12 protein-coding genes and 1 pseudogene are annotated in these 13,647 nt (G+C 73.7%); 10 read left to right on the forward strand and 3 right to left on the reverse strand.

Annotated elements, in window-relative coordinates:
* The first annotated feature begins 22 nt into the window (after positions 1 to 22).
* From V7E46_RS06690 to eccCb, 9 genes are all read left to right on the forward strand, one after another.
* Positions 23 to 691, forward strand: coding sequence for an ArsR/SmtB family transcription factor (locus V7E46_RS06690; RefSeq protein ID WP_333767544.1), 669 nt, complete (start codon positions 23 to 25; stop codon positions 689 to 691).
* On the forward strand, positions 688 to 1,233 hold the full coding sequence (locus tag V7E46_RS06695; protein ID WP_333767545.1) for a dihydrofolate reductase family protein: 546 nt from the start codon (positions 688 to 690) through the stop codon (positions 1,231 to 1,233). The genes V7E46_RS06690 and V7E46_RS06695 overlap by 4 nt, the downstream gene beginning before the upstream one ends.
* A 22-nt stretch (positions 1,234 to 1,255) precedes the next feature.
* The gene (locus V7E46_RS06700) at positions 1,256 to 1,984 is read left to right on the forward strand and encodes an SRPBCC family protein (protein WP_333767546.1); all 729 of its coding nucleotides are present in this window, start codon (positions 1,256 to 1,258) and stop codon (positions 1,982 to 1,984) included.
* A 76-nt stretch (positions 1,985 to 2,060) separates the two neighbouring features.
* Positions 2,061 to 3,083 (forward strand): thaumatin family protein, encoded by a 1,023-nt coding sequence (locus tag V7E46_RS06705; protein ID WP_333767547.1) that lies wholly within the window; start codon positions 2,061 to 2,063, stop codon positions 3,081 to 3,083.
* Between the two features lie 262 nt (positions 3,084 to 3,345).
* A complete protein-coding gene (locus tag V7E46_RS06710) occupies positions 3,346 to 4,038 on the forward strand; it encodes an alpha/beta fold hydrolase (protein WP_333767548.1) in 693 nt (230 codons plus the stop codon).
* A gap of 106 nt (positions 4,039 to 4,144) precedes the next feature.
* The gene (locus tag V7E46_RS06715) at positions 4,145 to 5,074 is read left to right on the forward strand and encodes a L,D-transpeptidase family protein (RefSeq protein WP_333767549.1); all 930 of its coding nucleotides are present in this window, start codon (positions 4,145 to 4,147) and stop codon (positions 5,072 to 5,074) included.
* Between the two features lie 202 nt (positions 5,075 to 5,276).
* On the forward strand, positions 5,277 to 5,666 hold the full coding sequence (locus V7E46_RS06720; protein ID WP_333767550.1) for a nuclear transport factor 2 family protein: 390 nt from the start codon (positions 5,277 to 5,279) through the stop codon (positions 5,664 to 5,666).
* 153 nt (positions 5,667 to 5,819) lie between these two features.
* Positions 5,820 to 6,299: a hypothetical protein gene (locus tag V7E46_RS06725; RefSeq protein ID WP_333767551.1), complete on the forward strand. Its 480-nt coding sequence runs from the start codon at positions 5,820 to 5,822 to the stop codon at positions 6,297 to 6,299.
* Positions 6,265 to 10,602, forward strand: a complete 4,338-nt coding sequence (eccCb, locus tag V7E46_RS06730; RefSeq protein WP_333767552.1) for a type VII secretion protein EccCb — start codon at positions 6,265 to 6,267, stop codon at positions 10,600 to 10,602. The genes V7E46_RS06725 and eccCb overlap by 35 nt, the downstream gene beginning before the upstream one ends.
* A gap of 76 nt (positions 10,603 to 10,678) precedes the next feature.
* Here the strand turns inward: eccCb and V7E46_RS06735 are convergent, their stop codons facing one another.
* The 3 genes and pseudogenes from V7E46_RS06735 to V7E46_RS06745 form a co-directional block, all read right to left on the reverse strand.
* A complete protein-coding gene (locus V7E46_RS06735) occupies positions 10,679 to 11,779 on the reverse strand; it encodes a phosphatidylinositol-specific phospholipase C domain-containing protein (RefSeq protein ID WP_333767553.1) in 1,101 nt (366 codons plus the stop codon).
* Positions 11,780 to 12,080: 301 nt separating this feature from the next.
* Positions 12,081 to 12,239: pseudogene (locus V7E46_RS33840) on the reverse strand (AzlD domain-containing protein); the annotation flags it as partial.
* A 16-nt stretch (positions 12,240 to 12,255) separates the two neighbouring features.
* The gene (locus V7E46_RS06745) at positions 12,256 to 12,903 is read right to left on the reverse strand and encodes an AzlC family ABC transporter permease (protein WP_333767554.1); all 648 of its coding nucleotides are present in this window, start codon (positions 12,901 to 12,903) and stop codon (positions 12,256 to 12,258) included.
* A 152-nt stretch (positions 12,904 to 13,055) separates the two neighbouring features.
* Between V7E46_RS06745 and V7E46_RS06750 the strand changes: the two genes are divergently transcribed.
* A complete protein-coding gene (locus V7E46_RS06750; protein ID WP_333767555.1) occupies positions 13,056 to 13,628 on the forward strand; it encodes a helix-turn-helix domain-containing protein in 573 nt (190 codons plus the stop codon).
* Positions 13,629 to 13,647: the final 19 nt, after the last annotated feature.

Below are 13,647 nucleotides of genomic sequence, written 5' to 3' on the forward strand. Positions count from 1 at the left end.
TGTTCGGTGAGACGGTGGAGCCATGTTGGACGTGAGCGTGATCGAGGACGCCGAGGCGGCTGCCGTATCCCTGGATCCGATACGGGCCCGGCTGCTCGCGGAGCTGTCCGCGGGACCCGCCTCGGCGACGATGCTGGCCGGGCGGGTGGGCCTGCCGCGGCAGAAGGTGAACTACCACCTCAAGGCGCTGGAGAAGCACGGCCTGGTCGAGTTGGCGGGCGAGCGCAGGAAAGGGAACGTCACCGAGCGGATGATGCGGGCGACCGCATCGTCGTACGTCATCTCGCCGCTGGCGCTGGCCGCCGTGCAGCCCGACCCGGCGCGCTTCCGGGACCAGCTGTCCGCGCGCTGGCTGCTGGCGGTCGCCGCGCGGCTGGTCAGGGACATCGGCTCGCTGATCACCGGCGCCGACCGGGCAGGACAGCGGATCGCCACCTATGCGCTGGACGGCGAGGTGCGCTTCGCCTCCGCTGCCCAACGGGCCGCCTTCGTGGAGGAACTGACCCGCGGCGTCAGCGCGCTGATCACCAAATACCACGACGAGGACGCGCCCGGCGGACGGCCGCACCGGATCGTCGTGGCCCTGCACCCCTCGGTGAAGCCCGCCGCGGCGGTGGCGGAGCACACCCGCCCCGACCTGCCGGCCGGGCACACCGCGCAGACCGTGGACAAAGAGGAGCCGTCGCCATGAGGAAACTGATCGTCAGCGAGTTCCTGACCGCGGACGGCGTCATGGAGGCGCCCCACGAGTGGCACGGGCCGTACTTCGACGACGACATGGCCCGTACGGTCGGCGCGCAGATGGCCGCCACCGACGCGCTGCTGCTCGGCCGCGTCACCTACGAGGGCTTCGCCGCCGCCTGGCCCGCGATGGCCGACGAACCTGGCGGCGACCACATGAACAGCGTCGCCAAATACGTCGTCTCGCGCACCCTCGACAAGGCCGAGTGGAACAACTCCACCGTCATCGGGGCCGACCCTGTCGACGCCGTCACCCGGCTCAAGGAGCAGGACGGCGGGAACATCACCGTCGCCGGCAGCGCGACGCTCGTCCAGTGGCTGCTCGGCCAGGGCCTGGTGGACGGGATCGACCTGCTCATCGACCCCGTGGTGATCGGCCGCGGCAAGCGGCTCTTCCAGGACGGCCTGCCCGCCACCGCACTGACGGTCGTCAGCTCCGAGATGTTCGGCTCCGGCGTCCACCACATCGTCTACGCGCCCCAGCACGCCTGACCCCGAGGAGAAGTGACGCACCATGTCCAAGCCGTTCGAGATCGCCCGTGAGTTCGAGGTCCAGGCGAGCCCCGGGGAGGTCTTCGCCGCCCTCACCACCGGCGCCGCCGGCTGGCTGTGGCCCAGCGAGTACGAGCCGAGGGCCGGCGGGGCCGCGCCCTTCGGCGGCACCATCACCGCGTGGGACCCGCCGCACCGGCTGACCGCCCGCACCGAGGCGCCCGAGGGCGTGCACGGGCAGACCCTCAACCAGCTCGACCACCTCATCGAGCCCCGCGAGGGCGGCGGTTCATGGGTGCGGTACGTGCACAGCGGCATCTTCGTCGACGACTGGGACAACCAGTACGACGGCGCCAACCGCCACACCGACTTCTACCTGCACACCCTCGGCCAGTACCTGGCGTACTTCAACGGCCGCGCCGCCGTCTGGTCCGCGGTGGACGGGCCGGCCGAGGCCGGCGCCCCGGACGCACTGGAGCGGGCCTGGCGGGCGCTCGGCCTGCCCGCGGACGCGGCCCAGGGCGCGGCGGTCGACGTCGACCTGCCCGGCGCCGGACCGGTCTCCGCGGTGGTCGACCACCGCGACCCGTACTTCTTCGGCCTGCGCACCGGCGACGCGATGTACCGCTTCTTCGGCCGCAACCACTGGGGTGCGACGGTCGGCGTCGCCGTCCACGACTTCACCCCCGGCGCGGACGCGGACCGAGTCGGCGCCGACTGGACCGGCTGGTTCGGCCGGGTCTACGCCTGACAGGCGGTTCCTGTTATCCGCGCCCGTGCGCCCGGGTCTCCTGACCGGACCGGGAGTGAGCGCGGGAGGCGGCGGCATGGGCAGCAGGGCGAGGCAGCGGGGGCGGCGGCCGGGAGCGCTGGGTCTGGTGGCACTGGTCGTCGCCGCCTTGTGCGTGGCCGCATATGTCGTCGTGGCCCGGCAGCCGGGCGGCGGCCCGCCCGCCGCTGCGGCGCGTACGGCGGCGCCCGCCGCGGCGGCGTCCGCGCCGGTTCCCAAGACCTCTGCGGCGGCGCCCACCCCGTCACCCACCCGCGGCACACCGGCGCCGTCGGCCATCCGCACGGCCATCCGCACGGCCGCACGCACGGCCGTACCGCCGAAGAAGCACACGACGGCCCCTGCGGCGCCGCAGACGCTCGCGCCGAAACCCGGCACCCGGGTCTTCACCTTCGTCAACCGGCTGTCGCAGACCATCTGGCTGGCCTCGGGCGAGCAGACCGCCACCCCCGCCCTCACCACCACCGGTTGGGTGCTGCGCCCCGGCCGTACGCTCAGCGTGCGGGTCCCCGACCACTGGAACGGGCGCTTCTGGGGCCGTACCGGCTGCGCCTTCGACGCCGCCGGGCGCGGGCACTGCGAGACCGGCGACTGCGGCGGCAGATTCCAGTGCCCCGGCTACGGGGTGATCCCGGCCACTCTCGCCGAGTTCAACCTGAACTCCTGGGGCGGCATGGACTTCTACGACGTGAGCCTTGTCGACGGCTCCAACCTGCCGATGTACATCAACCTCGTCGGCGGCAGCACCAAGGACCCGCTCTCCGCCGACGGCTGCTCGGCGGCCGGCTGCACCCGCCCGGTGGACTGCCCCGCAGCCCTCCGCGTCAAGGGCAACGCCTGCGAGTCACCCTGCGGTGTTTTCGGCACCGACCAGTACTGCTGCCGCGGCCATTGGGCACCGCGCACCGAGTGCCGCCCCGACCAATGGCCCGTCAACTACGCGGCCGTCTTCAAGAAGGCCGAACCCTTCGCCTATTCCTACGTCGACGACGACGCGACCAGCACCTTCACCAGTCGCGGCGAGGCCGGCTACCGCATCACCTTCGCCACCACACCCTGACCGCGCCCCACAGAACCGCGGAGAGTCGCGCGCCCCATACCCGCTCGGCGCGACCGCAAAACCCGTGCCCCTAGTGGCGGCGTTCGGCGACTCGCCGCCCTCCAAGCGCACCCCCGTCGGCCCGCGAGCACCTAAATTGACCTCAACAGTTGGGAGCACACATGGCCGACCACCGCCTGATGACGCCTCCGCAAGGTGCCCCGGGCATCCTCCTCCGCCGCCAGCCCCCGGCCGTGCCCGTACGCGCGGCGGTCTGACGGCCGTGGCGACGTACATCCTCGTCCCGGGCGCCGACGGCACCGCCTGGTACTGGCACCTGGTCGTGCCGCGGTTGCGCGACCGCGGGCACACGGTGGTCACCGTCGACCTGCCGACCGACGACTCCGCGGGGCTCGACGCGTTCGCGGACGCGATCGTCGCCGCCGTCCGGGCCCAGGCGCCCCGCGCCGACCGGCCCGTCGTCCTGGTCGCCCAGTCGCTCGGCGGCTTCTCCGCCCCGCTGATCTGCGACCGCGTCCCGGTCGACCGCATCGTGCTGGTCAACGCGATGGTGCCGCGGCCCGGTGAGACCGCGGGGGAGTGGTGGGGCAACACCGGACAGGCCGCAGCCAGATCCGCGTACGCGGAGGCGACCGGCCGCGGCGCGGACGCCGAGTTCGACCTGCGTGCCGACTTCTTCCACGACGTGCCGCCCGAGGTGGCCGAGGAGGCGCTGGCGGCCCCGCAGTCCGGGCCGCCGTCCGCCGTCTTCGCCCAGCCATGGCCGCTCGCGGGCTGGCCGCGGGTGCCGACCCGGTTCCTTCAGGGCCGCGACGACCGCTTCTTCCCGCTGCCATTCCAGCGGGACGTCGTACGCGAACGGCTCGGCATAGACGTCGAGGTGCTGTCCGGCGGACATCTGCTCGCCCTCGGGCACCCCCACGAACTCGCAGCCGAGCTGCTGAAGGAGGCATGATCCCGGCGGTGGGGCCGGGGTGTGAAATAGGGATGTGCAGGATGAAACGGGCGTCTGCGGGGGCTGGGTGACGGATGGGAACCGGGTGTTTGCGAGGATCGTACCGATGACTGCCACAACCTCCGACGCACACGCCGGCCGCCGGCCCGGACCCGCGACCAGTCCCGACGCCGACGGCCGGCGCAGCGACGACGCCGAAGACCAGAGCCGCAACCGGCACCGCCGGCCCCGCCGCCGCAAGCGGCGCGTGATGGCCCTGGCGGCCGTCGGCGTGGCCGGACTCGCCGTGCTGGGCGCCGGCTACACGGTCGTCACCCGGCACGCCGGCGCCGCGGCTGCCGACACCGCGGGCCGCCACACCGTCGGCGGACCGGCCGGTACCGCCGCCCTGGCGCCCGGCGCGGCAGCGGCGGCCGCCAGTCCGACGGCCGCCCCCGACGGCTCGGTGGCGATGATCACCGGCCTCGGTCCCAAGACCCGCGCGGCGATCCCGGCCGCCACCCGCCAGGTGCTGGTCGCCTCGGGCAAGGCGAAGAATTCCCCCGACACTGTCGTCACCCTGTGGACCAGGACCGGCAACGGCCGCTGGCAGCCCGGCGCGGCATGGGCCGCGCACAACGCCCTGCACGGCTGGACCGCCAGCCACCACGCGAGCGACCTGCACAGCCCGATCGGGGTGTTCACCCTCAGCGACGCGGGCGGCTTCGACCCCGACCCGGGCACGAAGCTGCCGTACCACCACTCCGCGGCCTTCCAGGCGGGCGGCGTCGGCTTCGACGGCGAACCGCTCGACGAGGCCTTCGACTATGTCATCGCGATCGACTACAACCGCGTCCCGGGCACGTCGCCGCTGGACGGCACACAGCCGCTGGGCGCCAACCGCGGCGGCGGCATCTGGGTCCACGTCGACCACGGCGGCCCCACCCACGGCTGCGTCAGCATCTCGGCCGCCCACATGGTCGACCTGCTGCACACCCTGCTGCCCGCCGACCACCCGGTGATCGTCATGGGCGACCGCGGCTCGCTCGCGACGTAGCGCGGAACCGGTCGTCGGCCGCGCGCCCACGGCCGGTTACTCCTGGGGGAGTACGGGGAGTACGCCATCGCGGTGACGGGGCTGACCGCAGGAGGAGGGGGAAGACCTCCCGCAGGCCGATGTCACATCCGCGCCGTTGCGGGAGTCTGAAGGGGGCAAGAGGGATTGCCCATCTCCCCACGGGCGCACAGGAGGCAACGGCATGGACCACGACCAGGAGCTGGCCGAATTCGCGCGGCAATGGACCGAGGCCGAGCGGCTGGGCGACGTGGCCGCGCTGGACGCCATGCTCACCGAGGACTTCACGGCGGTGGGTCCGCAGGGCTTCGTCCTGGACAAGAAGCAGTGGATCGACCGCTATGCCTCGGGCGCGCTCATACACGACGCCTTCACCTGGGAAGAGGTGACGGTCCGCAGGCACGGGCGCGCGGCGGTCGCGGTGGGCGTACAGGGCCAGCAGAGCGTCTACGACGGGCGGGACGTCGACGGCCACTTCCGCGTCACCCAGATGATCGTCGCGGACGGCGCGGACTGGAGGCTCGCGGCCCTGCACCTCAGCCCGACCGGCGTACGGCCGGAGCCGGAGGCGTAGACCCGCGGCCTCCTCCGCCCGGCCCGGGCAACTCGGCCGCGGCCGTACCGACTTCGCCGATCACCGGCACCCGCGTCCCGGCCTTGGCACAATTGCCGTGAACGGTCGGCGGACACGGCGGCCGGGCGGACAAGGAAACGGGGCGGGCGCGCGATGGCCGATGTGCAGCTGACTGTCGGCGCCGCGCCCGCGGTGGACGCCGAACGCGTCGACCGGCTGACCTGGCGGCTGCGGGGCGACCTGCGGGAGGCCACGGGACTGCTGGTGCGGCGCGCGTACGCAGCAGAGGTGCCGGACGGCGCCATGGCGGGTGCGGCGCTGCAGCTCGGCACCCTGGTGGTGAGCGGCGTGTTCTCGGCGGCCACCGTGAAAGCCGTCGTCGATGTGATCCTGCGCCGCCTGGAGCGGTCCGCGGTCACCCAGGCCACCGTCAGCTGGCAGGTCGGCGGGCGGACCGGCACCGTCACCGCGTCCGGCACCGGTGTCCCGGCGGACCAACTCGTCGCCCTGGCCGCGGCATGGGCCAACGCCGATGCCGATGCCGGCGCCGCGGACAGTGCGGCGCCGCAGCAGGACACGGGCGGAGGGGATACGGCAGGTGGGTCGGCGGATCGCACTGCTGGTCGCGACTGACGGTTACGCCGACCCGGGACTGAACCAGCTCAGGGCGCCGGGGCGGGAGGCCGACCGGCTCGCCCGGCTGCTGGAGGATCCGGCGGTCGGCCGATTCGACCTGGTCCGGGTGCTGCTCAACCGGCCCAAGGCCGAGGTCGAGGATGCCGTCGAGGAGCTGCTGACCGACCGCGCCCCCGACGACCTGGTCCTGCTCTACTTCGCCTGCCACGGCCTGGCCAACGACGCCGACCGGCTGTTCTTCGCGACCGTCGACACCCGGCTGTCGCGGCGCAACACCACCGCGATCCGCGCCTCGTTCGTGCACGACCTGCTCGACGAGTGCGAGGCGGCGGCGAAGATCGTCCTGCTCGACTGCTGCTTCAGCGGCCTGTTCACCCGGGACCTGACCGCGCGGGCCGAGCGCAGGGTGGACGTCGAGCGCGAGGTGGTCGGCAAGGGCACCTTCGTGCTGACCTCCACCACCAGCCTGGCGTACGCCTACGAGGGCACCCGCTTCACCGACAACGGCGAGCCCGCCTCGGTCTTCACCGCCGCCGTCATCGAGGGCCTGCGCACCGGCGCCGCCGACGCCGACCGGGACGGCGTGATCACCCCCGACGAGCTGTACGGCTACGTCTTCGACGCGGTCGTCGCCCAGCTCGGCGAGGAGCAGAAACCCACCAAGAAGGGCTCCTGCAGCGGCCGGGTGGAGCTGGCCTACGCCACCGCCGCCCACCACGGCCGCGGCGGGCACGGCCCCGTGCCGGGCCGCGACGGGCTGATCCTGGCCGACCTGCTGCCGCCGCCGGTGGTCACCACCGACCAGGGGCTGCGCTGCGAAGGCTGGCCCGGCGCGTCACGTTTCGAGGTGCCGGTCGGGCGGATCGAGCACCGCGGCGGCGCCCGGACGGTCACCGCCGACCTGGCGGGACGTGCGGGCCACGCCGCCGTCGTGGGCCGCACCGGCAGCGGCAAGACGACGCTGCTGCGCACCCTGCTGGTGGCCACCGCCTTGACCCATACCCCGGACGAGGCGGAATTCCTACTGCTCGAAGGCGGTGTGAACGGCCTCGGAGTGCTGCGCGGCCTGCCCCATGTCCGGCAGGTCGCCGCGCCGCACGAGACCGACACCGTCGGGGCGGTGCTGGCCGGTGCGCAGGCCGTGGCCGACGCCCGGCAGAGCCTCTTCCGCAGCCTGGACCTGGAGTCCGCCGACGACTTCCGGGCGCTGCGTGCCTCCCGCGGGCTGCCGCCCGGCAGGCACGCCGACATCTTCCTGGTCATCGACGGGTGGCTCGATTTCGCCCTCACCCGCCCCGCTCTCGCCCATGAGATCCAGCGGATCGCCAATGTGGGGCTGTACTGCGGAGTGCACGTCATGGTCAGCGCCCGGCAGTGGGACACGCTGCCCGGCGAGCTGCTGAGCGTCCTGGAGACCCGGTACGAACTCGCCCTGGACGACCCCGGCGGCTCGCGCTACGACCCGGTGCTCTCCGCCACACTGTCCACCGGCCGCGGCCTGGCCGACGGCCGCCCCTTCCGGATCGCCGCGCCGCGGATGGTTCAGGACGGCGGCGACCGCGAGGCGCTCGGCGCGCTCGGCGCGCGGATCACCGCGGAATGGGCCGCCCCGCCGCCGGCCGAGCCGCAGGCCGTCGCCGACCCGCTGAAGGCGGAGACCCGGCTGGCCGCGCTCCTCGGCATTGCGGAGCCCGCCGCCTATGACCCCGGCGCGGCCTGGCAGGGCGCCCGCCCGCACGGCTTCCTGCGGGTGCCGGTCGGCGTCACGGAGGGCGGCGGGACCGTGCTGCTCGACCTCAAGGACGGCGCCCAGGGCGGCGCAGGGCCGCACGGGGTGTGCGTGGGCGCCACCGGCTCCGGCAAGTCCGAGCTGATGCGTACCGTCGTCATGGCGCTGGCCCTCACCCACCCGCCGGAGGAGATCAGTTTCGCGCTGATCGACTACAAGGGCGCCGCCGCCTTCGCCGGTTTCGGCCGGCTCCCGCACACCTCGGCACTGATGACAAGCCTGGCGGAGAAGCCGGATCTCGTCACCCGGATGGAGCAGGTGCTGACCGGCGAGATGAGCCGCCGTCAGGAGATCCTGCGGGAGCGCAGCTTCGCCACCGTCGGGGCGTACGAGCAGGCGCGGTGGGCGGGGGTGCCGCTGCCGCCGCTGCCCAGGCTGCTGGTGGTCATCGACGACTACGACGAGCTGCTGACCGCCTGGCCGTCCGTGGGCGACGTCCTGCGCACGCTCGCCAGGGCCGGCCGCAGCGTGGGCATCCACCTGCTGATGGGCGCCCAGCGGCTGGGCCCGCCCCTGCGCGGCGACCTCATCGGCGCGTTCGGCTACCGGATCGCGCTGCGGGCCTTCTCCCCGGCGGACAGCGCGGCCGTACTCGGCAGCTCCGACGCGGCCTCCCTGCCGCCCGCACCGGGTTCGGGCTATCTGCTGGCCGACGGCGCGCCGACCCGGTTCAGGGCCGCCTTCGCCTCGTACACCCAGCCGTTCACGGACGTCGTGGGCGAGCCGCGGCCCGCCGAGTACGAACTGCTGGCGTTCCGGATGGCCGGGGTCACCTCGCGCGCGCACCGGATGTGGCTGCCGCCGCTCGACGCCCCGGCCTCCCTCGGCGCGCTGCTCACCACGCTCCCGCCGGGCGCGCCGACACTGGCCGACCCGGCGGCGTACGGCCGGCTGCGGGCCCCGGTCGGGCAGGTCGACCGGCCCGCGGACCATACGATCGCCGCGCTGGTCGCCGACCTGTCCAGCCGCAGCGGACACCTGGCGGTGGTCGGCGGGCCGCAGTCGGGCAAGACCACGCTCGTCAGCACCCTGCTCTGCTCGCTCGCGCTGACACACACCCCGCGGCAGGTCCGCTTCCTCTGCCTCGACTTCGGCGGCGGCGGCCTGGGCCGTCTCGCGGACCTGCCGCATGTCGGCGGAATCGCCGACCGGGTGGACCCGGAGCGGGTGGTGGCCGTGGTGGAGGACGCGGTGCGGGTGTGGAAGGCCCGCGAGGAGCGCCTCTCGGCGCAGGGCGGGCACCGGTCGCCGGACGACGACCGCGCCGCCGCCGGCGCGGCGCCGGGCGGCGCGGACGACCCGGGCGACGAGGCGGGGAACGGTGACCTCCTGCTGGTCATCGACGGATGGCCGGTGCTGCGCAAGGAGTTCGAGCAGCTGGAAGAGCAGGTGGAGAGCCTGCTGCGGTACGGGTCCGGCTGCGGCATCCACGTCGTCGTCACGGCGAACGGCTGGCGCGACATCCCGCGCACCCTGCACGAGCAGTTCAGCACCCGGTACGAGCTGCGGCTGACCGACCCCGCCGACTCCGAACTGGGCCGTTCCGCCGCGGCAATGGTCCCGACGTTCACCCCCGGCAGGGGCATCACCGCGGACGCCCAGCACTTCAGGAGCGCGCTGCCGCGCATCGACGGCGGCGGCACGGCCGACGGGCTCGGCGACGCGCTCGGCGCCCTGGCCGAGCAGGTGGGCAAGAGCGCGCCCGGCCCCGCCGTGCGCAAGGTGCGGGTGCTGCCCAGCCTGATCACGCTCGCCGAACTCCACACCGCGGCCCCGCCGTCCCGGCGGTTCGTCCCGCTGGGCGTCGCCGAGGGCACGCTCGCCCCGGTCGGCTGGGACTTCACCGCGGAGCAGCATCTGCTGATCTACGGCGCGCCGGGCTCGGGCAGGACCAACGCGCTGCGGGTGCTGGCCCGCGGCATCATGGCGGCCCACCCGCCCGACGGCGCCATGATCGCCGTGGTGGATTACCGCGGGGCGCTCGCCGACGCCGTGGAAGGACCCCACCTGCTCAGTCACGCCGCCTCGCGCGACGTCCTCAAGGGGCAGATCGGCGAGCTGTGCGAGGTCCTGCGCGGGCGGGCCTCCGATGTGCGGACCCTGCCGCGCCGGGCGACCGCCGCGCCCCGGTTGCCGAGGCCCGAGGCGTACGTCCTGGTGGACGACTACGACGTGGTGGCGCCGCGGGGCGACGACCCGTTCACCCCGCTGGCCGAGTTCCTGCCGGTGGCCCAGCAGATCGGCCTGCACCTGGTGGTGGTCCGCAGCGCGGCCAATGCCGCGACGTGGCAGTCCGACGCCTTGCCGCGGGCACTGAGCGACGCGGAGACCGGCGGCATCCTGCTGTCCGCCGACCGCGCCCACGGGCCGCTGTTCGCCACCGCCCGGCCGCGGCGCTTCCGCCAGCCGGGCCGGGCCGAAGTGCACACGCGCGGCCGGAGCACCACCGTCCAGCTCGCCCATGTGCCGCCGGGACCCGTGGGGTTCGTGGCGCTGAGACCCGCGCCCTGAGCCGCCGGTGCGCCCCGCGGCGGACCGACCACCGCGGGGCGCACCTGTCAGGGACGGCGGGCCGCCGGCCGCGGGCTCAGCCGCGCGGCAGGACCGTCGCCTGGACCTGGTTCAGGCCCTTCCAGTCGTTGGAGGCCACCGTGGCGTGCGCCTTGGCCAATTGCGCGACCCTGGCCTGTGCGTCGGCCGGCGCGGGATTCACGTCGTCCAGCGCGGGCGCCACATTCTGCGAGTCGGTCATGAAGAGCAGGTAGTGGTGCGTGTCGTACCAGCTCGTGTCGATACTGCCGTTGAGATAGGTGGCGGCGTCACCGTCGAAGGCCACGAACCACGGCCGCAGCGAGCTGTCCGAATACCGCGTCCTGGGGTCGCCCGCCTGGGCGGTGTGGACCGAGGGGAAGATGTTCGCCTGCGCGGTCTTGCCCTGGGTGTGCAGGTCCCGCAGGTAGCCCGCGTATTCCTTGTCGGTCCACAGCGTGTCGGTGGGGTTGGCCTCCTCGACCGTGCCGGGGATGACTTCGAGCAGCACCTTGCCCGCGAGCTGGGCGCGGCTCGGCCAGTTGCCGGCGTTCGCGGCGTCGTCCAGGGTGGCGTACTGCCCGCCGCCCGGCTTGTTCAGCAGGTCGTTCGGCTTGAACACCAGACTGCCCAGGTGGGCGCTGATCGACTGGTCGAGCTTGGCGGCGCTCATCCCGAAGGTGGCCTGGAAGCCCGCCTTCATCTCCAGCTTGATGATCAGCGGCCCGTGCCCGGGATGCGCCCCGAGCCACACCCGTACGTCGTCCAGGCAGCTCTCCAGGTCCTTGTTGGCCCCGCCGGTGTAGAGCTGGGCGGCGGAGGACGCGTTGACGCAGTTGTTGCTGTTCCCGGTCGGGTTGGAGTGGCTGACCTTCCATTCCTGGGTGAGGAAGTCGTCCCACACGTCGAGTTCGATCATGGAGGTGCCCGAGTCGAGCGCCTGAGCGAGATACGTGAACGCGGCGGGATCGTAGGTGTTGTGCAGCCCGGACATGGTGGTGCCGGACAGCGGCAGCGCATCGGTGTCGGCGGCCGAAGCGTTGCCGCCACCGGGGCCCGCGACGGTGAAGGCGAGGCAGGCGGCGAGCGCGCCGAGCAGCGCGGTGCGCGCGGTGGCGCGCGGGCGGAGCGGAAGGCGGCGGGTCAGCGGACCGGTCACGTGTGTCCTCCTGTGGGGGTGGCTTTCCGTCAGAACGGTGTCGTCCGTGGGTGAAGCGACGGAGACATGACACGTAACACGGCCTGCATTCCTGCTGTCACCTCCGAGTTCGGCCACATTGCCGCCGGCCCGGCGCGATCGTCCCCGGCTTGGCCTTCACGACACGCCGAGCAGCCGCAGCACGCCGGTGGTCGCGGCGGCTGCGAGGACCACCGCGAGGAAGGGCGCCCCGCGCCACGCGCACAGCGCACCCACCGCCACCCCCGCGGGCCGGGCGGGTCCGGCGAAGGTGTGCGGGGTCGGTGAGCACGGACGTGGCGACCATCGCGGTGAGCAGCACCACCACCGCGACGCCCACCAGCCGTTCGGTGCGGGGCGGCAGCGTCATCCGGGAGCGCAGCACGGGACCGGCGAAGCGGAAGGCGAAGGTGCCCGCGCCCAGGACCGCGGTGGCGGCCACCAGACCTGCCCCGTGCTCATCGCGGCCCCTTGGCGGCGGCCCGGCGCCCGTCGCGCCGCGTGCCGGCCGCGGCGACCCCGGCCAGCGCGAGCAGCACGGGCAGGCCCGCGGGCAGGAAGGGCGCCGCGGCCAGTGCGATCAGCACCCCGGCGAGGGCAGCCCTGCGGGTCGGCGCCGTCGCCAGCGACGGCAGCAGCAGGGCGATCAGCACCGCGGGGAAGGCGGCGTCGAGCCCCAGCGTGTCGGTGCCGCCCACCGCCTGCCCGCCGAAAGTGCCCGGCACCACACCGGCGTTCCAGCTGATGAACAGCCCCGTGCCGCACAACCAGTACGCCGTACGCCGCCGGGCCGGTTCGTCCTGCGCCAGCGCGAAGGCCACCGTCTCGTCCACCATCAGGTGGCTGCCGACGATCCACCGCAGCCGCCCCGCGCCGAAGACGTCGCCCAGGGCGAAGCCGAACGGCACATGACGGGCGTTCACCAGCAGCGCCGCGGCCACCGCGGCGGCCGGATTGCCGCCCGCGCCCAGCAGGCCGACGAAAAGGAACTGCGACGCGCCCGCGAAGACGACCAGGGACAGCAGCATCGGCAGCCAGGCCGGCAGGCCGAGCCCGACCGCGATCGCGCCGAAGGACACCCCGACCACGGCGTCGGCGGCGTACACCAGTGCAATGTCCCGCGCCAGGCTGCGCGTTGGAGCTCGTCTTGTTCGCCATGTCGAACGCGTCGTCGCCTATGCTGAACACTCGGGGAGTCGTTCGTCAAGGCGAACACATCGACTTCTAAGGCGAACGATCCGGCGAACGAAGGAGTGGCGTGGCGCACGCAGAGAAATCTCCCGGCGGCCCCCCGCTCGCCGTCATCGCGGCCTCGCTCCAGCGCGAACGCCGCCGCGTCGGCCTCTCGCTCGCCGAGGTGGCCCGCCGCGCCGGCATCGCCAAGTCGACGCTGTCCCAGCTGGAATCGGGCACCGGCAACCCGAGTGTGGAGACGCTGTGGGCGCTCAGTGTCACCCTCGACGTGCCCTTCGCCCAGCTCGTGGAACCGCCCCGCCCCCGGGTGCAGATCATCAGGGCGGGCGAGGGCCCCGCCTTCGCCGCCGAACGCGGCGACTACGTGGCCGCCTTGCTCGCCTCGTCCCCGCCCCACACCCGGCGCGACATCTACCTGGTGTCCGCGCAGCCCGGCACCGCCCGCGAGTCCGACCCGCACATGCCGGGAGTCGTCGAGCACGTGGTGCTCAGCACCGGCCGCGCCCTGGTCGGCATCGCGGACGACCCGGTCGAACTCGCTCCCGGCGACTACGTCTCCTACCCGGGCGACATCGCCCACGTCTTCGGGGCACTCGAACCGGACACCCTCGCCGTGCTCGTACAGGAACACCGCTGACCCGCCGACCGGACGGAGC

Origin of the sequence: Streptomyces sp. IBSBF 2435, assembly GCF_036815005.1 — a bacterium.
Classification (GTDB): Bacteria; Actinomycetota; Actinomycetes; order Streptomycetales; family Streptomycetaceae; genus Actinacidiphila.